The following is a 22,807-nucleotide window of genomic DNA, read 5'->3' on the forward strand; positions in this document are numbered from 1 at the left end:
CTATGTAGCCGATCAGCAATTCGCCCACGGTCGATACACTGATGCCGTCCAGCGCATGGCGAGTCAGATGAGACATTCCTTCGGAATGTGAGGCCGCCTCAGTTGGCGGCCTCTTTTCCTTCACGGGTTGCCTTGTCTCGATAGTCTTCTAGTTTCTGGATCGCATTCGCCGCCAGCACGCCGCGGCGCGCAAGGCGGAGGTTCAAATCCTCTCGCTCCGACCATTTCACTCAATACATTCTGTGGCGGACCGGGTCGCGCGGTACAAAGTCGCCCCGTTGCCAATTGTCTGCCAATTTCTTCGTCCGCCGTTCCTGGCGCTCTGCGTCGCTCGATTGTTAGGGTTCATCACCCCGCCGCCTACCATCGGTGATGAGATCGCCCGGTTAGCAGCGCAAATGCAAAGGCGGCGTTGTTTCAAGCAATCACAATCGCTGCAAGATCGTTTGGCTAACGAAGCGATACGTCTGCGTGCGCACGCCGCGGCTCAATGACGCACAGCGCCTCGTCGACGATCCAGCAAAGCGCCTCGGCGATCTCGGGCGGGCCTGCTCGTCACGGCGAGCAGGGTTGCGGCATTCAGCAAATTATCGTGGAAATTGAAGTCGTTGGCGCCAACCGCGTCCGCGTCCTCGCAGGCTTGTGCGAGTTGCGCGGAATCCAGTGGAAGGCCGGTCGCGCGGTGGTCGTCAGGTTGGGGTAGCCCGTGTGGGCATCTCCGTTGGCGCCCTTTCTCAATACTATCAAATCGCATTCCGGCTGGAGCACTCGTCATCGAGGCGACTTTGGCGCTCGCCGCTTAGCCCATTAAGGCGCCAGAGCGTTCCCGATTGCGAGGTTCGCGAAGCCGGAAGCACAACGCCGCCTCGAAGAGAGCCAGTATTCAGGGAAAGTACACATGCCCGCATTCTACGGAGATAGCACCGACAACAGCGTCACCTCTGCAAGCAATTTTGACGCGCTCTATGGCGGCCAGGGCAACGACACACTGGCAAGTAGCATTGCCGGTTACGACTATTGGGACGGCGGCCAGGGCGACGATTTCCTGACGGCGCAATGGAGCAGTCTGGCCTACGGCGAGATGTATGGCGGCGCCGGCAATGACTGGATTCAGGGTGGCAACACCGTCAACACGTCGTTCGAGTATGGCGGCAACGGCGACGACTATATTCAGGATGGCGGCACGCTGACGACGCAGTTCCACTACATCGACGGTGGTGTCGGGCGCGACGCTCTGTTTGGCTCGGCCGGCAGCGATACGATCTATGGCGGCGAGGGCAACGACAGCGGAGCGAACATCCTGGTGGCCTCCGGCACTTCCGTAACGCCGGGCCTCTATGGCAATGGCGGCAACGACATCCTGGTGGGCGGCAACGGCGATGACCTGCTCTTCGGCGGCGACGGCAATGATGTGCTGTTCGGAGGCAGTGGCAACGACACGTCGTACGGCGGCAACGGCAACGACACGCTGGTGGGAGATGACGGCGTCGATCTGCTCGAAGGCGACGCCGGCGACGACTGGATCTATATGAGCGTCGGCGACGGCGGCTCCGCCTACGGCGGAGCAGGCAACGACGTCATCGTCGCCAATGGCCGGGCGGTCGAGATCGGCGACGACGGCAACGATGTCATGTACGGCCAGGCCGGCAACGATTATTTCTATGGCGGCAATGGCGACGACGTCATGTATGGCGGTGACGGCGTCGACGTTCTCATCGGCGGTGCCGGCAACGACTATTTCGACGGCGGCACCGGCGTGAACTACTATTTCGGCGGCGGCGGCAACAATACATTCGTCTCCCGGAGAGCGCCGGGTGTGCAGGTGGTCCAGGACTGGAACACTGCCACGGATACCGTGCAGTTCACTGGCAGCGGCTTCAGTTCGTTCGCCGATGTGCTGGCACACTCCTACCAGAACGGCGCGTACTTCGTTATTCAGGTCGACGGTGCCACCGCGGTCTGGCTGAACGGTGCGACCGCAGGCACGGTCACCGCGGCGGACTTCAGCATTCTGTCGTAGTTGCGTTCGGTCGAACGAAGCGACGCTTTCGGGCGGGCGGTCTGCTGATGAGCACCCGTTCCGCAGACGGTATGCAGGCTTGTTCGCGCGGCCGCATCTTTGTGCAGCCCGTTCAAGCGTCCAGCCCATCGCGTGGCCCGTTTCATGCTTTCCGTCAATCAAATGGAGGGCTGACAGTGATCGCTGAACACTTCCTGGTCTGGGCTGCGCTGCTGGGTGTTGCGGCTTTTCTGGCCTTCCAGTCGACCGGGCGAGGCCATGGATAGGTCACCCCGCTGAGCAGCGAGGCTGTTGCCGGACCCGGTCGGGTGCCTGGAGCGTTTTCGAGCGAAGTGCCTACCGGTTCGCGTAAAGAAAACGCGTCAAAACAGGAATCCAGAGCCCCGTTCCGATTCCATCGGAACGGAAAAGGCTCTGGTCGAATCGTGGGGCCGTGATCCTAGAGCGTTTTCGAGCGAAGTGGGCACCGGTTCGCGTGGAGAAAACGCGTCAAAACAGGGCGCGCCGCGCCGGTCGCTTCAGGTATCTGAATCCATCGCGACGATCAGACACGCCTTTTCCAGGCGGTTGTTGAGCATCGCAAGCTTGGCCGTGAATTCGGCCAGTTCGGGCTCGCTGAACTCCTCGAATACGGTCCTCTTGAACGCCTTGTGCCGGCTGGCGAGGCCCGCCAGATGCTTCCTCGTCTTGTCGGTCAGCGACAGCCGGACCACGCGCGCATCGGCCAGGGAGGGGGTGCGACGCAGCAGCTCCTTTTGCTCGAGCAGCTTGGATTGCGTGGTCACGAACGACGGATCGACGTGCAGCAGCTTCGACACCACGTTGATCGGCACGCCGTCATCCTTGTCGAGATCCGAGATCGCGATCAGAATCATCCATTGCGGACCGCTGACGCCAAGCGCCTTGCCCCAGATCTGGCGGACGCGTTCGAGGTGCGAATTGATCGAGGAAATCTCGAGCGTGAAGCGCTTGATGATGTCGAGATGCTCGACGGCGCGCAGGCGCGTGGTATCCTTCCTGGTCACTGACACAGCTTCCCCTTCCCTGGCGCCGGCTTCAGCTTTGCGCTGATTTGATTCTTCTTTTCCCGCGTCGGCGGGAGGTTTTTTCCAGTAAGTCGCTCAGGAAGGCAAGTGAACGTAAAGTAATTATGAAGCCGGTGTGACGTTGGGAATTTTTCAGGTGCGACAAGTTTTCCCATGTGGGCAAGGGCTTACGGGCAGCGTTGCCGGCGAGACACAGTGTGGCCGCAATCGCATTCCTGACTTTATAAACTATTTTGATTGGCGAACTCGCCAAGGCATATTGAACCCGGCGGTAGGGGAATCTCGATCGTCCCGTTGCGGTGATCGTTCAAGTCCGTCGCACTCCACAGATTGATCTGCGGGTGCGGGGTTTGGGGAAAGCGGTCTTGGACAATGCGGGAGGATCACGGGGCGCTCGCAGCTCCGGACTCTACGCATATGAGCAACTTGGAGGTTTAATATGAATTTGAAGAGCCTTATCCTGGGCTCGACGGCTGCGCTGGTCGCGGTCGGCGGGGCACAGGCGGCCGATCTTCCCGTAAAGGCCAAAGCGGTCGAGTACGTGAAGATCTGCTCTCTTTATGGTCCGGGCTTCTACTACATCCCCGGCACCGACACTTGCATCAAGCTGGGCGGCTACCTGCGCGCTGACGTTGTGGTGAACGGCAACAGCGTCTACGGCCCGAACTACAACGGCGCGAGCGGCTCCAACAACCGCTTCACGAACGGCTACACTTGGCGTTCGCGTGAAGACTTCAACATCGACACGCGCACCGCGACCGAGTACGGCGTGGTCCGCACCTACTTCGACGCGGTGTTCACCTGGACCTCCGACACCTACACCGGCCAGGGCAACGGCTCGACCGTCTACTCGGCGATCGGCTCGGCTTCTGCGCCGAACAACGCTGGTTCGGGCAACGTGGCTGCCGGTGCGGTTGGCGTCTACTACGCCTTCATCCAGTTCGCCGGCTTCACCATGGGTAAGGCGGTCTCGCAGTTCGCTGCTCCCTGGACCGCTTATCCGGGCAACAACTACGACGGTCTCGTCGGTGGCGTGAACACCACCAACGGCATCAACCAGTTCACCTACACCGCTCAGTTCGGCAACGGCGTGCAACTCGCGCTGTCGGCGCAGGACCAGGTGGCGTACAATCAGGCTGGCGTGAACAACCTCGGCGCCGGTGGTGCTTACGGCACCAGCGACTACGCCGGCACGATCGCGCCGGACTTCGTCGCTGCGCTGAAGGTCGATCAGGCTTGGGGTATCTTCCAGGCGTCGGTCGCTGCGCACGACAACCACGCGGCCTACTACGGCGGCACCGAGTTGACCGGTCATCCCGACGACAAGTGGGGTTGGGCTGGTGCCTTGGCCCTGTCGATCAAGAACATCCCGACCGGAGCTGGCGACACCATCAACATCCAGGGCGTCTATACGGACGGTGCGACCCGTTACAACATCCAGGACCTGGCCAGTCAGGCCGGCTCGATCGCCATCTATAGCGGTTCGAGCTTGCCCGGCGTCTACGGCAGCGTTGGCTTCGGGACGGCACCCGACACGGTGTTCGGCCCCGGCGGAGCGCAGCAGTCCATCAAGACTTGGGGCATGCGTGGTGCGTATACCCACAACTGGGATCCGTACTGGAACACCGCCATCTACGGCGCCTATGCCGCTATCTCGTACAACGACACGTCCAAGGCGCTCATCTGCGGCGTTGGCGGCGTGGGCGGCACCTTCCGTGCGGCGTTCGCTGGCGGCGCTGGCGTGACCAACTGCAACCCCGATTACAACATCGCTCAGATCGGTGTGATCACCCGTTGGACCCCGGTCAAGAACCTGACCTTCTCGGCCGACGTGACCTACTCGCACCTCGACCAGAAGTATTCTGGCGTGATCACCACCTCGGCTACCGGCGTCGGCAAGCCGGTCGCGACCTACGAGCTGAAGGATCAGGACACTGTCCAGATGCTCCTCCGCGCTCAGCGCAACTGGTAATACCGGTTGATCTGATCACGATCCAACAGAACCCCGGCAGGCAACTGCCGGGGTTTTTCTTTGGCAAGAATCGATTGCTGATCGATTGCGGAAGCAGAGCTGCGTCATCTCGGTCCACGCGAACGACGAGGACGAGCCATGCGATTCATTGGCCGCAAACTTATTTACTTACCTGATCTACTAAACTATATCTGCAGTGGCCAACAACACATTGAATGATGGCTCTTAGCTCGCTGCTAAGCCTCCCAAACCTCCGGCAATGCCCTGCCGGAGGTTTTTGATTTAAGGCTGGACCGCTGCTGCCCGATCGTGAGGCGCGCTGCCATTGCCGGCTGCCAACCGCACACAGGTTCACATCGTCTCGCCGATTCGACGCCGTCAAGATTTGACGGAATCGATCCGCAGTGCATTCTCGCCATTCATGGGACTCTTCAAGAACAGCCGCCTCGCGCGCATGAGCAGCGGCCACTATTGCTTGATACGGGATCTCGGGCTGGTGAAGGGCGGCAAAGGGTTGCGGCACCATGAGGTGGTCATCGACTTCTCGTGGCGCGGCCTCCTCAAGCTGGTCCTGAGCGCCGGCAGCGCGGTGCTGCGGCGGCGCGCGCCTGTGCACATCGAGACCGCCGAATAGCGCGCTTTTTGATCGATGGATATTGTTCGCAACACGGAATGATTTCGTTGCACGGCGCCGGCCGCCTGGCAGGCGCCGTTGCTGGGCGATAATTCGGTGATGTAGAGTGCCTCAGCCAAAGCGGCTGGGACTGCGATCCGCGCTCCCGCCAAAACGAACAAGAAGCAGGGAAGGAACGGATCTCGCATGAAGGATTTTGCTGGAAAGATTGCCGTCATCACGGGTGGCGGCACGGGCATGGGACGCGAACTCGCGCGGCAGCTCGTTGCCGAGGGATGCAATGTCGCGATGTGCGACGTTTCGGCCGAGGCGATGGCCGAGACCAAGCGGCTTTGCGAGGTCGAGAAGCTGCCGCAGGGCCTGCGCATCACCACCCACATCGCCGACGTGTCGATCGAGGATCACTACAAGCGCTTCCGCGATGAGCTGATCGAGCAGCAGGCCACCGACAAGATCCACCTGCTGTTCAACAACGCCGGCATCGGTGGTGGCGGCAGCCTGTTCACCAATACGCGTGAACAGTGGGAGCGCACCTTCAACATCTGCTGGGGCGGCGTCTACCTCGGCGTCCGCACCTTCCTGCCGCTCTTGGTGAAGGCCGACGAGGCGCACATCGTCAACACCTCGAGTGTCAACGGCTTCTGGGCCTCGGTCGGCCTGGGCGTGTCGCACACCGCCTACAGCGCGGCCAAGTTCGCGGTGAAGGGATTCACCGAGGCGATGATCAACGATCTGCGTCTCAACGCGCCGCATGTGAAGTGCTCGGTGGTGATGCCCGGCCATATCGGCACCTCGATCGTGTCGAACTCGCGCAAGGTGCAGAATGGCTCCGACCAGCTGAACGCCGACGAGCTCAAGCAGGCCCGCCAGCGGCTGCAAGGGCAGGGCATCGACGTCGCCAAAATGTCGGATGCCGACATCCAGCAGATCGCACTCGACCGCGCCCGCATCTTCCACGACGAGGCGCCGACCTCGGCCGCCGCGGCGGCCAAGATCATCCTCGACGGCGTCAAGGCCGAGCGCTGGCGCATCCTGGTCGGCGACGATGCGCATACGCTCGACGAGCGGGTGCGCAACACGCCCGAGCAGGCCTACACGCCGGAGTTCTATCAGAACCTGGTCGCGGCGACCGGCTGGAAGGTCGGCTGATCAACGCATCGCGCGCTGGCGCGATCCGGCCTGATAGGCGAGGCGGTAATGCCCTGAGCAATAGGGCATGCCGCCGAGCGGGGTGTTGCCGCAGAAGCAGAAATCATCGGCGCCCGGCGTGCTGATTGGCCAGCGGCAGCGCTGCTCGCTCAATTCGAACAGCGAGCAGTTGTTGGCGCTGACAACAGGCGCATCGTCGGCTTCCCGTTCGTAGACTGCCTGTAGCAACTGCAACTGCTGCTTCGCCGTCGCCCGTTGCGCGGCATGCGCGCTGGATCTCTTCCGCCGCCGGGCCCGGCGCTCGTCAGGTGTCGTGCGCGTGAGGTTCAGCCGCGACAGCTTGCCGATCACCGCATTGCGGCTGACGCCGATATTGACGGCGATGTCGCGGCAGGAGAGGCCGGCTTCGAAGTAGATCTTGAGTTGGTCGACGCGCTCCGGCGTCCAGGTTGGTTCGATGGCAATCATCTGACGGTTCCACGTTCTGTGTTGAACCGCCGCGCTGGCACACCCCCGCGTCAGGGCGTGCGGCCGTTGTCGCGGATTGCAAGCAACCCGTCCTTGATGGCGAGCCGAATGCCTTCCTCGATCAATGTCCGTGCAACGCCCGGGACGCTCGTGCCGTGGGTGCCCTGTCGCACCAGCTTCTCGAGATAACCAATGGTCGAGAGCGCCAGAGTGACCGGGACGCGGTCGGTTTCGGCCTTTTCTGTAGCCATGAGAAAACGCTTAACCCTGAACGCCTGTACTGAAAAGTATCTATTTAGAGTCTATTTAGGAGTAGGGCAGTTCGTCAAGCCGTCAGCTGCGAGAGCGGCCAGCCGCGCCCACGCACGCAGGAGGCAACTCCGGCGTGATGTTCGGGTCAGAATATTCAGGTAAATGAAGGCGTTAGGATCGCATCTCGACCTTGACCGGGAACTTCTTCAGAAGCCGCTCCGCCGTTTCGGCCTTGTCAGGTGGCGCGTTCACGCTCAGGTACAGCCCGCGGGATGGATCGGTGATGGCGTCGACACTGACCTCGCCAGACAACCCTTCCTGCGCCAGCAGCTCGCGCGCCGCCTCGCCGGCGGCGATCTCGCGCAGCTTCGGCTTGAAGATCTTGCCGACCGGCGTGACCGGCATTTCCGCAATCACCGACACTGCGCGCGGGCGCGCCGGCGGCTCCGGGATGTTGTCCTGCACGAAGGCAGCCAGCGCCAGCGGATCGATATGGACGCCGGGCTGCGCCGAGACGAACAGCATCGGCACTTCGCCGGCATAGCTGTCGGGACGTCCGACCGCGGCCGCCAGCGCCACGCCCGGGAAAGCCAGCGCTGCATCCTCGATCGCGCGCGGGTCGATGTTGTGGCCGCCGCGGATGATGACGTCCTTGGCGCGGCCCAGGATGTAGACGAAGCCGTCGGCATCGATCCGGCAGATGTCGCCGGTGCGCAGCCAGCCGTCGCGGAACGCCTCTTCGGTCTGCTTCTTGTCGACGTAACCGGCAAACACCTGCGGGCCCCTGGTCAGGAGCTCGCCGACCGGTGACGGCCACGGCCCGGTGTGCAGCTTGCCGCCGTCGAGGATCGCAAGCTCGACCAGCGGATTGCGGGTGCCGACGCTTTCGGCGCGCGGCTTCACGCCGTGGACGTCATGCGTGATGGCGCCGGCGAGTTCGGTCATGCCGTAGAGCTGCTGGATGCAGAGACCGCCCCAGGCCTCGAGATAGCGCCGCTCGATCTCCAGCGGTAGGATCGAGGCGCCGACGGCGGTGACGCGCAGGCTCGATATATCGCTGTCGCTGACCGGGATGTCGGCGATCGCGCCGAGCGTTGTCGGCACGCCGCCGGCGATATTGACACGGTAGGTCTCGACGATGCTCCAGAAATTCCTGACCAGTGCCGGATCACGCGCGCCGGCGGGTCCGGGAATGAACATGGTCGTCCCGGCCGCAAGTGCATTGGCCGAGGTGCAGAACAGGCCGCCGACATGGAACAGCGGCATCGTAATCATCGCGCGTTCGCCGCGATGGAAGTCGAGCGCCATGCGCGAGGAGACCACGGAGGCGACCATCGCACGGTTGGTGAGCCGCGCCACCTTGGGATGCCCGGTGGTGCCGCCGGTGGGCAGCATCACAGCAACGCGGTCAGCCTCGCCAATATCCTTCGACTTGCCGTAGTCGTCGCGCCAGGCTGGATCAGGCTGTAAAACCTCGCCGTCGAAGGCGATGCGGCCGTCGAGCGGCACGATCACGACGCGCTGCAACGACGGCACCTCGCGCTGCAGGCCCTCGATCTTCTCATAGAGCCCGCCCGGCGTGCCCGGCGGCGGCGCCAGCAACAGCTTGGCCTTGACGGCATTGAGCTGCGCGACGATCGCCTCGCGCGTGAACAGCAGGTTGAGCGGTTCGGCGATCGCGCAGGCAGCGGCGCCAAAGATTGCGACCATCGTCGCCGGGCAGGCCGGCAGCAGGATCGCAACCGCGTCGTCCTTGCCGATGCCACGGCCGCGGAAGTAGTTTTCAGCCGCTTTCACGCAGCCCATCAGCTGATCGTTCGAGATCACGACCGGATTGGGATCGAGCGGCGAACGCAGATAGATCGCGGCTTCGGCGTCCGGCGCGCCCTGCGGGCCGCGGGCAATGAGGTCCAGGATGCGCGGGCAGGCGGCGAGCGCCTCCTGCATCTCCTTGTCGCGCAGAGCCTCGTCGGCCGGCGAAAGCCTGTCCTTTAGCATGTCCGTCCCCGTCCATTCTTGTTCGTTGGGACGGGGATTGTATCGAGCCGCGCTCGCGGAACAAGTGCGGCCTATCGACCGCCTGTCAGCCGTGGACCACCGATTTGGCGATCATGCAGTGAATGCCCTTGGAGCCGTTGACCGTCTGCGTCACCCGCAGGTCGGCGGCCAGGCTGCACAGCGTATAGGCGTCCTCGCGGGACAGATTGCGCTTCTCGCCGAGCAGCACGATCATGTCGCGCAGCGCCCGCACCACGCACTGGTCGAGGTCGGGATCCATCGCCATGGTCATGTAATGGTCAGCGGTCTCGGCGCGCGGGTAGGCGAGCTTGAGATCCTTGCGCAGGGTCAGGCGGAAGCGGCCGGTGAGCGCGGTCTCGATCGCGGTGACGCAGACCTCGCCGTCGCCCTGCACGCCATGGCCGTCACCGCAGGAGAACAGTGCGCCGGGCACGAACACCGGCAGATAGAGCTTGGCGCCGGCGCCGAGCTCCTTGTTATCGAGATTGCCGCCCATCGCGCGCGGTATCAGCGAGGAGATGCGGCCCCAGGCCGGCGGCGGCGAGACGCCCATCACCCCGAAGAACGGCTTCAGCGGCAGATCGAGCCCCCAGGGCATGCGGCCGACCATGCGCGCGCGATCGAGCGGGATGTTGAGGATGCGCGTCTCGTGGAAATCGTCGGGCAGGGTGCCGGACAGCGGCTTGATCAGATTGTAACCCCAGTCCTGGCGCAGCTGGACGTCGAGAATATCGACCTCGAGCACATCGCCGGGCTCGGCGCCGGCAACCGCGATCGGGCCGGTCAGAATGTGCCCGGGCACCATCCGCTCATTCTTCGCATGGATGTCGTCGAGCTCCGGCGGCACGACAAACTTGCCGCGGTCGGGCACCACGTCGGGGCCGCCGCTGACGGTTTCGATCGTGACTTCGTCGCCGCTCGCGATCGTCAGGACCGGTTTCAGCTTGGCTTCAAAGAAGCCCCAATGGCAGGTTTCGGGACTGGACTTCAGATGATGATGGGTCATGTGACTTCTTTTTATTGCGTTCCCGGCAGCGTATGACGCTGTAGCAGAACTTCGCAGAGGCTTCCCTTGTTTTTTGTGCTCTCCAAGACGCTCGGCATCATGCTGCTGCCGATCAATTTCCTGATAGGTATCGGCGTGATCGGCGCCGTGCTGCTGCTGACGCGGTTTGCGCGTCTCGGCCGCAGGCTGATGGTGGGCGCGCTGCTGCTGCTCGCAATCTGCGGCTTCTCGCCGCTCGGCAATGTCCTGATCGCCACGCTGGAGCAGCGCTTCCCGCCATGGGACGCCTCGCGCGGTGCGCCCGACGGCATCATTGTGCTTGGCGGATCGATCGATGCCGATCTGTCGGTTGCGCATGGCACGCCGGTGGTGCGTAGCGCAGCCGATCGCGTCATCGCGGCGGCAGCGCTCGCGCGCAGATACCCGAATGCGCGCCTCGTGTTCACCGGCGGCAGCGCGAATTTGATCTCGAACGATGCGCGCGAAGCCGACTATGCCGCCGAACTGTTCGAGAGCCTCGGCATTCCCAGATCGCGATTGATCATCGAGCGCCGCTCGCGCAACACGGTGGAGAACGCCGAGTTCTCCAAAGCGCTGGTCGATCCGAAGCCTGGCGAGCGCTGGCTGCTCGTGACATCAGCCTATCACATGCCGCGTTCGGTCGGCCTGTTCCGCAAGGCGGGATTCAGCGTCGAGGCCTATCCGGTCGACTGGCGCGCCGGCAATGTCATGAGCTTCGCAACGTTTGCGATCGACGGCCTGTCGCGCACCGACGTCGCCACGCGGGAGTGGATCGGGCTCGTGGCCTATCATCTGGCGGGCAAGAGCGATGATTGGCTGCCGGGACCGGCGGCGCGTTAGGCCTGTCGTCCATCAGTCAATCCGGCTAACATGGCCACAACAGGCAACGCCAAGCCGCCGATCACGGGAGTTTTCGCCATGCAACAGCAGGCACCGCCGGAACAGTTCGACCTCGGGGCAATCGTCGCCGATCTCAACAACCTGCTGCGGGTGAAGACCACGGTCATCGGCATCAAGATGTTCGCGCGCGTCGAGGAGATGGAGGCTATCCCGAAGATCCGGCGTCCGTCGGCGGTCCACACCACCGACCAGATCGTCAGCATGGCCTCGCGGCTCGGCTGGACGGTCGGCATCACCGGCGACGATCTCGTTGGCGCGCAATGCCGCGCGGTGATCGGGCTCGCGCCACAGGACGAGAAGTGGCTTGCCGGCGAAAGCTATGTCGGCGTCTGGCACGGCACCGCCGAAGACGCGCGCAAGCGCCAGGAGGCGCTCGACGTGGTGCCTTACGGCCAGTACCAGGCGATGGCGGTGAGCCCGCTGACCAGCGGCCGGCTCAATCCGCCCGACATCTGCCTCGTCTATGCGACGCCCGGGCAGATGATCATCCTGATCAACGGGTTGCAGTACACCGGCTACAAGAAGTTCGAATGGGGCGTGGTCGGCGAAACCGCTTGCGCGGATTCGTGGGGCCGGGCGCTGAAGACCGGCGAGCCGAGCCTGTCGCTGCCGTGCTTCGCCGAGCGCCGTTATGGCGGCGTGCCCGACGAGGAGATGCTGATGGCGCTGCCGCCGGCCTATCTGGTCAAGGCGATCGCCGGCATGAAGCAACTCGCCAAGAACGGCCTGCGCTACCCGATCGCGCCCTATGGCATCCAGGCCGACGTGCGCGCCGGCATGGGTGTGTCCTACGCCAAGAAATAGCGGCAAGAAGTAGTCGATTGCGTCGTCGCGCCCGCAATGACAAAAGGGCGCCCAATCGCAGGGAGCCAGATCCATGTCCTCGAAACTCGACATCGTCGTCTATGGCGCAACCGGCTTCACCGGCCAGCTGGTCGCCGAATATCTCGCCGCGCATTATCGCGACGGCAGCCTGAAATGGGCGATGGCCGGGCGCAGCAAGGACAAGCTCGCTTCGGTTCGCGACGCGATCGGCGCGCCTGCCGACACGCCGCTTATCGTGGCCGATGCCAGCGACGCCGCGTCGTTGAAGGCGATGCTGGCGCAAACCAAATCGGTGATTTCGACGGTCGGTCCGTATCAGCTCTACGGCAATGAGCTGATCGCGGCCTGCGTGGAAAGCGGCACCGACTATTTCGATCTGTGCGGCGAGCCGGTCTGGATGCGGCAGATGATCGACAAATACGACGCCGCGGCAAAGGCCAGCGGCGCGCGCATCGTGTTCTCCTGCGGCTTCGATTCGGTGCCGTTCGAGCTCGGCACCTTCTTTGTCCAGGACGAGGCAAGGCGCGTGTTCGGCGCGGCCGCACAGCGCGTCAAGGGCCGGGTGCGCGACATGCGCGGCACGCTGTCCGGCGGCACCGCCGCGAGCGCCAAGGCGACCTTCGATGCGGTCGCCAAGGACCTCAGTTTGGTCGCGATCCTCAACAATCCCTTCGCGCTGACGCCGGGCTTCGAAGGCCCGAAGCAGCCGCGCGGCAGCAAGCCTGCCTATGAGGACGATCTGCACTCATGGACCGCGCCGTTCATGATGGCGCTGATCAACACGCGCAACGTCCACCGCTCCAACATGCTGATGGGCTTTCCCTACGGCCAGGACTTCATCTACGACGAGATGGTCCTGACCGGTCCGGGCGAAAAGGGCGAGGCGAACGCCAAGAAGGTGATGGCGCTGAATTCGGAGAAGACCGGGCCGAGCGCGCCGAAGCCGGGCGAGGGACCGTCAAAGGAAGAGCGCGAGAACGGCCGTTACGATCTGCTCTATCTCGCGGTCGCGCCCGACGGCCGCACGGTCCGCGCCGGCATCAAGGGCGATCGCGATCCCGGCTACGGCTCGACCTCGAAGATGATCTCGGAATGCGCGATCTGCCTGTTGCGCGATACGCCTGATGTCGCCCCCGGCTTCTGGACCCCGGGAGCCGCGATGCAGCACAAGCTCATCAAGCGCCTGGTCGATCGCGCCGGGCTGACGTTTGAGGTCGAGAAGTAGTTCGCGTAGCCTTGTTCAGTGTCATCGCCCGGCTCGACCGGGCGATCCAGGTATTCCAGAGACGATGGTACTCGAACGGATAAGCCGCGGCGTACTGGATGCCCCGCTTTCGCGGGGCATGACAGTTGCGAGCTAAGCCGCGCGTGGATTGTACGCGTACATAAAATCCATGCCTTTGGACGACACCGGCAGGATCAGCTTCAGCATGTGATCGCGCAGCCAGGCGCCGGTCGGGCTGAACTCACGCTTGTTGTTGCCGTTGCGGCGGGCGATCGCCACGATCTTCTCGGCGCGCGGGCGCCGTTCGTGCTCGAAGGCCTGGAAGGTCAGGCCGAGCTCCTGGCCGTCGCGCATCAGCACTGCGAGCCGCAGCGCATCTTCCAGCGCGAGCGACGCACCCTGGCCGGCATGCGGGCTGGTGGCGTGCGCGGCGTCGCCGATCAACAGCGTGCGCTTGCGCGACCAGGTCGGCAGCGTTGCGACGTCGAGCGTGTCGGTCACCGCGATATTCTCCGCAGCCTCGATGATCTCGGGGATCGGTGCGTGCCAGCCGGCGTGGAAATCGCGCAGATGCTGCCTGATGGCATCCTGGTTTTGCAGCCGGTAGGCCGCCGCGGTCATGCCATGCGACGGCTGCGTGCTCCACCACATCGCTCCGGTGTCCGGATCGGGGCTGCACAGCCCGTAGCCGAAGAAGCCGCTTTGCCCGAACGTGCTCGCCACCTTCTGGCCGATCGGCAGGCGCTCGATCATGGCGCGCGGCACGAAGCCGCCGAAGCCGATCAGCCCGGTGTCGAACGGCGTCGGCCCGTCGGGGATCACGTGACGCCGCACCGCCGAATGCACGCCGTCGGCGCCGATTACGAAATCGCCCTCGGCGGTGGTGCCGTCGGCGAAATAGGCGATCACGCGCTGGTCGCCGCGATCCTCGATCTTGACCAGCCGCTTCTCGAAGAACACCGAGACGTTCGAGGCCCAGGCCTTGTCGATCAAGGTCTCGTTCAGGGTCGCGCGACACATGTTCACCGCGGGCTGGCCGAAGCGCTGCTGCATGTTCTGGTTGAGCGAGCCGAGCTTCTTGCCGCCCTGCGAATAGAAGTCGAAGGACTCGGCGATCGAGCCGTTGCGGATCAATTCGTCGGCGAGGCCGAGCTCCGCCAGCACATGCATTCCGTTCGGTGCGATCTGCAGCCCGCCGCCGATCCCGGTGGAGTAGGGCCATGCTTCATAGAGCTCGGCCTCGATGCCGGCGCGGGTCAGGAACATCGCGGTCACCGGGCCTGCGATGCCGGCGCCGATGATGAGTGCCTTGCGGGGACGTCGGGTCATCGTGTCTTGCTCCATGCATCCGTGTCGGCTAGGAAGGGTTAGCAGCTAATCATCTTAGCTGCTAAGATATTTATCGACTAAGGTATGAGGTGAGCCTTGTCAAGCGCGAAATCGCGCGGCGCCTTGCTGCAGGAGCTGGAAGAGGCGCTGCGACGGTCGTCGGCGCAGGGCGTGCTGTACGGTCAAACCGTTGCCAACGTGGCGGGAATTTCCGGTTCCGACCTCGAATGCATCGACATCGTCCTCCTGGAAGGACGCGTGACGGCGGGTCGCCTTGCCGAGGTCACCGGGCTGACCACGGGAGCGATCACCGGCGTGGTCGACCGGCTGGAGAAGGCCGGCTATGTGCGCCGCGAGCGTGACGAGAGCGATCGGCGCAAGGTGTTCATCTCGGTCGTGCCTGAGGCGGTCGAGAAGATCGGGCAGTATTACGTGCCGCTGCAGCAGGCAATGCAGAAGGTCTTCAGCGGCTATAGCGAGGACGAATTGCGCCTGCTGCTGCGCTTCACCAATGATGGTTACAAGGGCGTATTGGGGGCAACCGGCGCACTGAAAGTCGTGATCGATACGCCGCCGGAGCAGCGCGCCAATCTCAAGATGCTGCCGAAGTCTTGCCGGTGACCTGCGCCGCCGTCGCGCGGTAGCGCTCGGCCGCCGCGTACATGCCCCACATCGTGCCCAGCATCATCCAGAAGTGCCGCCAGTGGTCGGTATCGATGATGAAGCTCTCGCCGACGAAGCCGAGAAACCCGGCGAAGATGGCGAGATAGTCCCGCTGCCACGGCACCCGCATGTAGATGTAGCGGAAGCCGATGAACGCGCTGACGAACACCAGCGCCGGATAGCAGATGCCCGAGATCCAGCCGCCCGACATGAAGGCGTTGAGATAGGAATTGTGGGTGTCCTCGGGGAAGTAGGTGTGGAATTGCAGCGGCCCGATGCCGAACGGCAGCTCGAGCGCCATCTGGGCGCCGAGGATGTGACGGCCGAACCGGCCGAAGCGGCCTTCGTCATAGCTCTGGTCGAAGCTCGCGCGCTGCTTGAACATGTCGGCGACCGAGCCGATCGAGAGCAGCACCGCGATCAGCGCCACCGCCAGGACCGCGGCGATCAGGGTCATCACGATGATGCGCGAGCGCTGTGCCTGCGTGCGGCTGGTGAACACCATCATCGCCAGCATGAAGGCCGCGGTGATGACGAGGCCGCCCCAGGCGGCGCGGGAGAACGACAGCAGGATCGCCAGCGAGATGATGCCGAAGGCGATGGCGTTGCGGAACGCCTTGCCGAAGCGGTCGGAGACGACGCTCTGCAGCGTGAACAGCGCCGGCAGGATCAGGAACGCGCCGAGCACGTTCGGATCCTTGAAGGTGCCGCGGGCGCGGTCGTACAGCGTCAGCAGATCGTAGCCGCCGGGCACCAGACGGAAATAGCCGGCGATGCCGGCGAGCGAGGCGATCATCGCGCCGACGATCAATCCCCGGCGCAACATGTCGAGGCGGGCTTCGGTGTCCTCCGACATCACCATCGCGAAGAAGATGACGGTGACGGCCATGTACCAGGAGGTGAGGACCCAGTTCACCACCTCCGGCTTGTCGAGGAACGGCACCGCGCCGATGCTGTAGCCGACATTGAGCACGATCAGTGTGAACAGCAGCGGCATGAACACGAGCCGCATGCGCAGGCCCGTGGCGAAGAACACCACGCAGGCGGTCAGCGTGACGAGTTCATACGGGCTCGGCTCGATGAATACGATGGCACCGGATGCACCGGCCAGCCACACCAGCGCTCGCTGTAGCGCCAGCACGCCCGCTGGCGCCGTGGTCAGCGAATGGGACGTCCCGGCTGTCGCCGCATAGGCCATCGGATACTCACGCAACGCAACAGATACACAAACAAGCGCTCGTCATTGCGAGGAGCGTCAGCGACGAAGCAATCCACCTATCCCCGAGCTGCGATATAGATTGCTTCGCTACGCTCGCAATGACGGCAGTTAGTCTCGATCTCAGTACGCGTTCTCGTTCTTGGTCAGCAACGAGAGCGGCGTCTTGAGCAGGATGTAGAGGTCGAACAGCACCGACCAGTTCTCGATGTAATAGAGATCGTACTCGACGCGCTTCTGGATCTTCTCGTCGGTGTCGACCTCGCCGCGCCAGCCGTTGATCTGCGCCCAGCCGGTGATGCCGGGCTTGACGCGGTGGCGCGCGAAGTAACCGTCGACGGCCTCGTCGAACAGCTGGTTCTGCAGCTTGCTCTGCACGGCGTGCGGGCGCGGACCGACCAGGGAGAGGTTGCCCTTCAGCACCACGTTGAACAGCTGCGGCAATTCGTCGAGCGAGCTCTTGCGGATGAAGCGGCCGACCCGGGTGACGCGCGGATCGTTCTTGGTCACGACCTTGGAGGCGGTCGGATCGGCCTGGTGGTGGTAGAGCGAACGGAATTTGTAGACGTCGATCCGCTCATTGTTGAAGCCGAAGCGCTTCTGGCGGAACAGCACCGGGCCGGGGCTGTCGAGCTTCACCGCGAGCGCCACCAGTCCCAGCACCGGCAGCGCGGCGAGCAAAGCGAGGCCGCCGACCACGCGGTCGAACAGCCATTTCAGCACCAGATCCCAGTCGGTGATCGGCGCCTCGAAGACGTCGAGCGTCGGCACGTTGCCGACATAGGAGTAGGAGCGGGGGCGGAAGCGCAGCTTGTTGGTATGGGCCGACAGCCGGATGTCGACCGGCAGCACCCAGAGCTTCTTCAGCATCTCCAGGATGCGGGTCTCCGCCGAGATCGGCAGCGCGAACAGCACGAGGTCGACGCGGGTGCGGCGGGCGAACTCGACGATGTCGTCGACCTTGCCGAGCTTCGGTGAGCCGGCGCAGGTATCCATGGCACGGGAGTCATTGCGGTCGTCGAACACGCCAAGCACGTGGATGTCGGAATCATCGTCGGCGTTCAGCGCCTCGATCAGGTGCTCGCCGTTCTGGTCGGCGCCGACAATGATGGTGCGGCGGTCGAGCCGCCCGTCATGCGCCCAGGCGCGCACCATCGATCGCAGCAGCACCCGCTCGGCGATCAGCACCACGAGGCCGACGCAGAAGAACGACGACAGCCAGACGCGCGATACCTCGCCGCCGAGCTTGGCCAGGAAGGAGACGCCGATGAACAGCAGGAACACGAAGGCCCATGACGAGATCATCCGCGTCATCTGGCGGAGCTGGCCGCGGAAGATCTGCACCTGGTAGATGTCGGCGGCCTGGAAGCAGACCACGGCCGCGGCTGACATGCCGAGGATCGAGGCGATGTATCCCCAATGGATGCCGCCGGCGAGCGGGCGGACATAGGCGAAATAGAGCCCGACGCCGACCAGGCTGAGCAGCACGAAATCGGCGACGCGGACTACGCCCGCGATCACCACCGGCGAATAGGCGCCGCGAACTTTTTGATTGGTAACGGCGAGTGCGGCCGGCGACAGGCGCCGGCGGCGTTCGACCTGCGGCTTGGCAGCCGTTGCAGACGCAGCGGCATCCAGCATCGAGCGTGCGTTAAACGGTTCCACGAGTCCACGTCCATTCCTGCGCATGCAGATGGGCATCCGCGCGCCGCAGCGAAATTCCCCTGGACGTGACTTAAGGGGACAAATCGGAAGAAACGGTTACGTGTGCAAGAAGTGGTTAACGTTTGGCAAATGCGTCGCGGTAGCCGGCCAGCACGCCCTCGACCATCGCGCTCTGCGAGAAATGTTCGGATATCCGCTCACGCAGTTTTTGCGCGCGCGCCGCGGTCGCCGTGGGATTGTCGAGAGCGGCCTTGATGGCGTCGGCCATCGCGGCGGCATTGCTGGGCGTGAACAGGGCGTCGCTGAGGGTGTCGAAGATCTCCGGGATGCCGCCGACATTGGCGGCGATCATCGGAACACCGGCCGCGCTCGCCTCGATCACCACGTAAGGCATCGAATCGCCGCGTGAGGGAACCACCAGCAGGCTGCCCTTGGAGAAACCGAAGCGCGCCTTGACGTGGCCGATGAAGCGGACGGCATCGCCAAGCGACAGCCGCTTCACCTGCTCCTTGAGCCGCTCGAACTCCTCGCCGTCGCCGCCGAGCGTCAGCGTCACCGGCTTGCCGTCGGCGCGCAGCTTCGCCACCGCGTCGATCAGGAGATCGGCGCCCTTGATGCGCCGGAACTCGCCGACATAGGCCACATCGGTGGCGTCGTCGGCCCTGGGCACCGGCTCGAATTCCTCTGATGTGACGCCGTTGAAGACGCAGCGCACGAGGCCCGCCGGCTTGCCTACGGTCCGCTGATAGGTGTCGCGGGCGAACGCGCTCTCGAACAGGAACAGGTCGGTGCTGTTCATCAGTGTGCGCTCGAGCTGGCTGTAGAAGCGGCCTTTCCAGGTGTCGAGCGGGTAATGCAGTGAGCCGCCATGCGGCGTGTAGACCCGGATCACCTTGTCCGACCGCCGCCGCAGCCGGACATAGGCGCCGGCCTTGGCGCCATGGCCGTGCACGACATCGGGCTTCAGCTTGCGGATCAGGCCGGCGATGTGCGCCCAGACCATGAAATCGGCGAAGCGCGGTTCGCGGCGTATCGCCACCCGGTGGACGCCGAGCTTGAGGCGTGGCTCGATCTCGGCCAGCACCGCGTCGGCACGCGCGCCGCCGGTCAGACTGTCGGCGACGATGCCGACATGATGGCCGCGTTCGATCTGGCCGTTGGCGACATCGAGGATGTGACGAATGATGCCGCCGACCGGGGCGCGGACGACATGCAGGATGCGCAGCGGCTGTTCCTGATTCTGTGCCATCGATCAGAACCAGCGTTCGCCGACGAACACGGTGTCACCGGGGCCGAGCGGCGTGCCCAGCGGCACGACGAAACGGCCCGCGCCCGATGCATCGGTGTGGGTGAGGGTGACCTGGTCGCGCCTGGCGCGCGGCGAGAAGCCGCCGGCGATCGCGACCGCGCTCTCCACCGTCATGTTGGGCACATAGGGATATTGGCCGGGGGCTGCGACTTCACCGAGGATGAAGAACGGCCGATAGGACTCGATCTCGACCGCCACCGAAGGCTCGCGGATGAAGCCGTTGCGCAGCCGCGCGGTGATCTCGGCGGCGAGCCCCGCAGGCGTCCGGCCGCGCGCCGGCACCGAACCGATCAGCGGCATGGTGATCGCGCCAGCCGCGCCGATCGCATAGGAGTTGGTCAGGCCTTCCTGGCCATAGACCACGACGCGGAGCTTGTCGCCGGGGCCGAGATTATAGCCGCCTTGCGGCGGCGCGGGCTCGGCATAGGCCACGGGAGTAGCGAAGGGCGGCTGGGCATAGGCCATCGAATCGAGGCCGGGGTCGCCGGCGACCGGCGACGTCCGGCCCATGCAGCCCGACAGCGCGAGCGCAGCAATCAGACAAACAAGGGGAGCGCGCAAATCGCGCATGTCAGGAATCCCGAGAAAATACCGGCCCCCGATTAACGGCACGCATGGTTAACAAAGAATGACGGTGTGGTGGCGGCGGCCATATCCGTCAACCGCGCCGATTAACCCAGCAGCAACCTTAATGGACTGTAATCGCGGCCATTGAGGTGGAATCGCGGCGTCCGCGGGAGTTCGTTATGCGTTTTGCATTCTGGCGTAGAGGCAAGGAAAAGGCCGTCGTGCAACGGGCGTTGCCGAAGTCCGCGCCCGTTGCCGACGAGGTCGGCGTCAAGCCGGCCCCGCCGAAACCTGCTCCCGACAAGCCGGCGGCTCCGTCCGAGGCCGCCGATCTCGATCTGCATGTGCTCGGCCGCGCGCTGGCGCGCAAGCGCGGCTGGATCATCGTGCCGACCATCCTCGCGTTCGCGCTGTCGCTTGCCGCCGTCAATATCGTGACTCCGCGCTACAAGTCGGAAGCGCGAATCCTGATCGACAATCGCGAGAACGCCTTCCTGCGCCCGAACGGCGAGCGCGACCTGGAGCGCAGCTCGCTCGACGCCGAGGCCGTGACGAGCCAGGTGCAGCTGCTGCTGTCGCGCGATCTCGCGCGCGACATCATCAAGAAGAACAAGCTCGCCGAGCGTCCGGAGTTCGATCCGGTGCTGCGGGGCTTTTCCCCGCTGAAATCGCTGCTGGCGCTGTTCGGCATCGGCCGTGACCCGTTCAGCCTGACGCCGGAAGAGCGGGTGCTCGATTCCTATTACGAGCGCTTCCAGGCCTACGCGGTCGACAAGTCGCGCGTCATGGTGATCGAATTCCAGTCGGAGGATCCCGAGCTTGCGGCGCGCGTCGCCAACTCGATCGCGGACGGCTATCTCGTGCTGCAGCAGGCAGCGCGGCAGGACCAGGCCAAGTCCGCCAGCACCTGGCTGCTTGGCGAGATCGACAAGCTGCGCAGCAAGGTCGCGGAAGCGGATTCGCGGGTCGAGGAATTCCGCTCCAAGTCGAGCCTGTTCGTCGGCACCAACAACATCCCGCTGTCGAACCAGCAGATGGGTGAATTGAACACGCAGCTCAACAATGCCCGCGCGCTGAAGGCCGATGCCGAGACCAAGGCGCGGTTGATTCGCGAGATGCTGCAGGGCGGCAAGCCGATCGAGGCTTCGGAAGTGCTCAATTCCGAGCTGATCCGCCGGCTGGCCGAACAGCGCGGCACGCTGCGCGCACAACTCGCCGAGCAGTCGTCGACGCTGCTCGACAACCATCCGCGCATCAAGGAATTGAAGGCGCAGATCGCCGACCTCGACCGGCAATTACGCGAGGAGGCCGGCAAGATATCGCGCTCGCTGGACAACGATGCCCGCGTCGCCGATGCCCGCGTCCAGGCGCAGCAGGCGGGCCTGGACCAGTCGAAGAAGCAGGCGTCGTCGAGCAACAGCCAGGACGTGCAGCTGCGCGGGCTGGAACGTGAAGCCAAGGCGCAGCGTGACCTGCTGGAAGCCTATCTCGCCAAATATCGCGAGGCGACCTCACGCGAGAATATCGAGGCCGCGCCGACCGACGGCCGCATCATCTCGCGCGCCACGGTCTCGAACACGCCGGCCTATCCGAAGAAGCTGCCGATCGTGCTGATCGCGACGCTGGCGACGCTGTTGCTGTCATCAGGCATCATCATCACCGGCGAGCTGCTGCGCATCTCGGCGCCCGGTGCGGTTGGCCGTGCCTTCGCGCCGGCAGCCGCGGTAATCAGGCGCCGCGAGCCGATCATGGAGACCGTGACCGCGGACGAGCCGGCACTGACGCTGCCGGCTGAACCCGAGTTCGAATCGCCGCTCGCACCCCAGCTGCCACAGGAGCCTGAACTGCCTCTGGCACCCACGGCCGCTTACGAACCTGCCCTCAGCGCGCCGCAGCCTGCGCCCGCAGAGATCGTCGACGAGATCGACGAACTGGCCGAACGCCTTGTCGCGGCCGGTCCCGCCGCCCACAAGGTCACGGTGCTCGGCCCGGCCGCCGGCGAGAGCGTCACGATGACCGCGCTGACGCTGGCGCGTCTGATGGCGCGTCAGGCCAAGGTCGTGGTGGTCGATCTGGTCGCATCCTCGCCGGTGCTGACGGCGGCGACCGTCGACCCCACAGCACCCGGCCTTGCCGAACTGATGCAGGGCGAGGCGACGTTTGCGCAGATAATCACCAAGGACCGGCAGTCGCGGGTTCAGATCGTCAGCGCCGGACGTCCGGGCTTCGATCGCAGCCATCTGCAGTCGCCGCGGCTGGGGCTTGCGATCGACGCGCTGCTGCGGGTCTATGACCACGTGCTGCTCGACGCCGGCACGGCCGTCGACCTGCCGGCCGAACTGCTGACCGCGAAAGCGCAGGCGGTCGTCGTGCCCGACGCCGCCATGGCGCAGGATGCGCGCCGGTCCATGGTCGCTCAGCTCAAGGCCGTCGGCTTCTCCGAAGTGACGATGCTGAGCAAGCCCTGCGCGCCGTCGGAAGCGGTCGTTGCTGGCCCGCGGGTGGTGGCGGCCTGACCGCC

General features: G+C 64.4%; 20 protein-coding genes and 1 tRNA gene. 11 read left to right on the plus strand and 10 right to left on the minus strand.

Annotated elements, in window-relative coordinates; all coding sequences use genetic code 11:
• Nucleotides 1-81: 81 nt before the first annotated feature.
• The 3 genes from K359_RS61720 (at nt 82) to K359_RS53460 (ending at nt 2,020) form a co-directional block, all read left to right on the plus strand.
• Nucleotides 82-224, plus strand: a tRNA-OTHER gene (locus K359_RS61720).
• 266 nt (nt 225-490) lie between these two features.
• The gene (locus K359_RS0131095; RefSeq protein ID WP_029082816.1) at nt 491-703 is read left to right on the plus strand and encodes a hypothetical protein; all 213 of its coding nucleotides are present in this window, start codon (nt 491-493) and stop codon (nt 701-703) included.
• A gap of 195 nt (nt 704-898) precedes the next feature.
• Nucleotides 899-2,020 carry a calcium-binding protein gene (locus K359_RS53460; RefSeq protein WP_035977442.1) on the plus strand — a complete coding sequence of 374 codons (1,122 nt, stop codon included), beginning with the start codon at nt 899-901 and terminating at the stop codon, nt 2,018-2,020.
• A 518-nt stretch (nt 2,021-2,538) separates the two neighbouring features.
• On the opposite strand, the gene K359_RS0131105 is transcribed toward K359_RS53460, so the two are convergent.
• Entirely contained in the window at nt 2,539-3,051 is a 513-nt protein-coding gene (locus K359_RS0131105; protein WP_029082817.1) for a MarR family winged helix-turn-helix transcriptional regulator, read from the minus strand.
• Between the two features lie 454 nt (nt 3,052-3,505).
• Here K359_RS0131105 and K359_RS0131110 point away from each other — a divergent pair, with 454 nt between their 5' ends.
• The 3 genes from K359_RS0131110 (at nt 3,506) to K359_RS0131120 (ending at nt 6,821) form a co-directional block, all read left to right on the plus strand.
• On the plus strand, nt 3,506-5,038 hold the full coding sequence (locus tag K359_RS0131110) for a porin (RefSeq protein WP_029082818.1): 1,533 nt from the start codon (nt 3,506-3,508) through the stop codon (nt 5,036-5,038).
• 454 nt (nt 5,039-5,492) lie between these two features.
• Nucleotides 5,493-5,672 carry a hypothetical protein gene (locus K359_RS64725; RefSeq protein ID WP_051346515.1) on the plus strand — a complete coding sequence of 60 codons (180 nt, stop codon included), beginning with the start codon at nt 5,493-5,495 and terminating at the stop codon, nt 5,670-5,672.
• 186 nt (nt 5,673-5,858) lie between these two features.
• Entirely contained in the window at nt 5,859-6,821 is a 963-nt protein-coding gene (locus K359_RS0131120; RefSeq protein WP_029082819.1) for an SDR family oxidoreductase, read from the plus strand.
• On the opposite strand, the gene K359_RS0131125 is transcribed toward K359_RS0131120, so the two are convergent.
• The 4 genes from K359_RS0131125 to K359_RS0131140 form a co-directional block, all read right to left on the minus strand.
• On the minus strand, nt 6,822-7,289 hold the full coding sequence (locus K359_RS0131125) for a GcrA family cell cycle regulator (protein ID WP_029082820.1): 468 nt from the start codon (nt 7,287-7,289) through the stop codon (nt 6,822-6,824).
• Nucleotides 7,290-7,339: 50 nt separating this feature from the next.
• Complete coding sequence (locus K359_RS0131130) at nt 7,340-7,540, minus strand: hypothetical protein (protein ID WP_016844973.1); 201 nt, start codon at nt 7,538-7,540, stop codon at nt 7,340-7,342.
• A 172-nt stretch (nt 7,541-7,712) separates the two neighbouring features.
• Nucleotides 7,713-9,539, minus strand: a complete 1,827-nt coding sequence (locus K359_RS0131135; protein ID WP_029082821.1) for an AMP-binding protein — start codon at nt 9,537-9,539, stop codon at nt 7,713-7,715.
• An 85-nt stretch (nt 9,540-9,624) separates the two neighbouring features.
• On the minus strand, nt 9,625-10,566 hold the full coding sequence (locus tag K359_RS0131140) for an acetamidase/formamidase family protein (RefSeq protein WP_029082822.1): 942 nt from the start codon (nt 10,564-10,566) through the stop codon (nt 9,625-9,627).
• A 66-nt stretch (nt 10,567-10,632) separates the two neighbouring features.
• On the opposite strand from K359_RS0131140, the gene K359_RS0131145 reads away from it, so the two are divergent.
• From K359_RS0131145 to K359_RS0131155, 3 genes are all read left to right on the plus strand, one after another.
• The gene (locus K359_RS0131145; RefSeq protein WP_029082823.1) at nt 10,633-11,427 is read left to right on the plus strand and encodes a YdcF family protein; all 795 of its coding nucleotides are present in this window, start codon (nt 10,633-10,635) and stop codon (nt 11,425-11,427) included.
• 78 nt (nt 11,428-11,505) lie between these two features.
• Nucleotides 11,506-12,291, plus strand: coding sequence for a DUF169 domain-containing protein (locus K359_RS0131150; RefSeq protein ID WP_029082824.1), 786 nt, complete (start codon nt 11,506-11,508; stop codon nt 12,289-12,291).
• A gap of 73 nt (nt 12,292-12,364) precedes the next feature.
• Nucleotides 12,365-13,537 (plus strand): trans-acting enoyl reductase family protein, encoded by a 1,173-nt coding sequence (locus K359_RS0131155; protein WP_029082825.1) that lies wholly within the window; start codon nt 12,365-12,367, stop codon nt 13,535-13,537.
• 132 nt (nt 13,538-13,669) lie between these two features.
• On the opposite strand, the gene K359_RS0131160 is transcribed toward K359_RS0131155, so the two are convergent.
• A complete protein-coding gene (locus tag K359_RS0131160) occupies nt 13,670-14,866 on the minus strand; it encodes an NAD(P)/FAD-dependent oxidoreductase (protein WP_029082826.1) in 1,197 nt (398 codons plus the stop codon).
• A 96-nt stretch (nt 14,867-14,962) separates the two neighbouring features.
• On the opposite strand from K359_RS0131160, the gene K359_RS0131165 reads away from it, so the two are divergent.
• Nucleotides 14,963-15,487 (plus strand): MarR family winged helix-turn-helix transcriptional regulator, encoded by a 525-nt coding sequence (locus K359_RS0131165; RefSeq protein WP_029082827.1) that lies wholly within the window; start codon nt 14,963-14,965, stop codon nt 15,485-15,487.
• On the opposite strand, the gene K359_RS0131170 is transcribed toward K359_RS0131165, so the two are convergent.
• The 4 genes from K359_RS0131170 to K359_RS0131185 form a co-directional block, all read right to left on the minus strand.
• Nucleotides 15,459-16,727, minus strand: a complete 1,269-nt coding sequence (locus K359_RS0131170) for an O-antigen ligase (RefSeq protein WP_035977446.1) — start codon at nt 16,725-16,727, stop codon at nt 15,459-15,461. The two genes, K359_RS0131165 and K359_RS0131170, sit on opposite strands and share 29 nt — an antisense overlap.
• Nucleotides 16,728-16,868: 141 nt before the next feature.
• A complete protein-coding gene (locus K359_RS0131175) occupies nt 16,869-18,410 on the minus strand; it encodes an undecaprenyl-phosphate glucose phosphotransferase (RefSeq protein ID WP_029082829.1) in 1,542 nt (513 codons plus the stop codon).
• Between the two features lie 115 nt (nt 18,411-18,525).
• Nucleotides 18,526-19,659: a glycosyltransferase family 4 protein gene (locus K359_RS0131180; RefSeq protein ID WP_029082830.1), complete on the minus strand. Its 1,134-nt coding sequence runs from the start codon at nt 19,657-19,659 to the stop codon at nt 18,526-18,528.
• Nucleotides 19,660-19,662: 3 nt separating this feature from the next.
• Entirely contained in the window at nt 19,663-20,289 is a 627-nt protein-coding gene (locus K359_RS0131185) for a polysaccharide biosynthesis/export family protein (protein ID WP_051346504.1), read from the minus strand.
• A 176-nt stretch (nt 20,290-20,465) separates the two neighbouring features.
• Between K359_RS0131185 and K359_RS0131190 the strand changes: the two genes are divergently transcribed.
• A complete protein-coding gene (locus tag K359_RS0131190) occupies nt 20,466-22,802 on the plus strand; it encodes an exopolysaccharide transport family protein (RefSeq protein ID WP_029082832.1) in 2,337 nt (778 codons plus the stop codon).
• Nucleotides 22,803-22,807 lie beyond the last annotated feature (5 nt).

It is taken from the genome of Bradyrhizobium sp. th-b2, from assembly GCF_000426785.1.
In the GTDB taxonomy this organism is placed as follows: domain Bacteria; phylum Pseudomonadota; class Alphaproteobacteria; order Rhizobiales; family Xanthobacteraceae; genus Bradyrhizobium; species Bradyrhizobium septentrionale.

Excerpts from the sequence above, each read along its gene's own strand:
- K359_RS0131095 (WP_029082816.1), top strand. The coding sequence starts at position 491 with ATGACGCACAGCGCCTCGTCGACGATCCAGCAAAGCGCCTCGGCGATC.
- K359_RS53460 (WP_035977442.1), top strand. The coding sequence starts at position 899 with ATGCCCGCATTCTACGGAGATAGCACCGACAACAGCGTCACCTCTGCA.
- K359_RS0131110 (WP_029082818.1), top strand. The coding sequence starts at position 3,506 with ATGAATTTGAAGAGCCTTATCCTGGGCTCGACGGCTGCGCTGGTCGCG.
- K359_RS64725 (WP_051346515.1), top strand. The coding sequence starts at position 5,493 with ATGAGCAGCGGCCACTATTGCTTGATACGGGATCTCGGGCTGGTGAAG.
- K359_RS0131120 (WP_029082819.1), top strand. The coding sequence starts at position 5,859 with ATGAAGGATTTTGCTGGAAAGATTGCCGTCATCACGGGTGGCGGCACG.
- K359_RS0131125 (WP_029082820.1), bottom strand. The coding sequence starts at position 7,289 with ATGATTGCCATCGAACCAACCTGGACGCCGGAGCGCGTCGACCAACTC.
- K359_RS0131130 (WP_016844973.1), bottom strand. The coding sequence starts at position 7,540 with ATGGCTACAGAAAAGGCCGAAACCGACCGCGTCCCGGTCACTCTGGCG.
- K359_RS0131135 (WP_029082821.1), bottom strand. The coding sequence starts at position 9,539 with ATGCTAAAGGACAGGCTTTCGCCGGCCGACGAGGCTCTGCGCGACAAG.
- K359_RS0131140 (WP_029082822.1), bottom strand. The coding sequence starts at position 10,566 with ATGACCCATCATCATCTGAAGTCCAGTCCCGAAACCTGCCATTGGGGC.
- K359_RS0131150 (WP_029082824.1), top strand. The coding sequence starts at position 11,506 with ATGCAACAGCAGGCACCGCCGGAACAGTTCGACCTCGGGGCAATCGTC.
- K359_RS0131155 (WP_029082825.1), top strand. The coding sequence starts at position 12,365 with ATGTCCTCGAAACTCGACATCGTCGTCTATGGCGCAACCGGCTTCACC.
- K359_RS0131160 (WP_029082826.1), bottom strand. The coding sequence starts at position 14,866 with ATGACCCGACGTCCCCGCAAGGCACTCATCATCGGCGCCGGCATCGCA.
- K359_RS0131170 (WP_035977446.1), bottom strand. The coding sequence starts at position 16,727 with ATGGCCTATGCGGCGACAGCCGGGACGTCCCATTCGCTGACCACGGCG.
- K359_RS0131180 (WP_029082830.1), bottom strand. The coding sequence starts at position 19,659 with ATGGCACAGAATCAGGAACAGCCGCTGCGCATCCTGCATGTCGTCCGC.
- K359_RS0131185 (WP_051346504.1), bottom strand. The coding sequence starts at position 20,289 with ATGCGCGATTTGCGCGCTCCCCTTGTTTGTCTGATTGCTGCGCTCGCG.
- K359_RS0131190 (WP_029082832.1), top strand. The coding sequence starts at position 20,466 with ATGCGTTTTGCATTCTGGCGTAGAGGCAAGGAAAAGGCCGTCGTGCAA.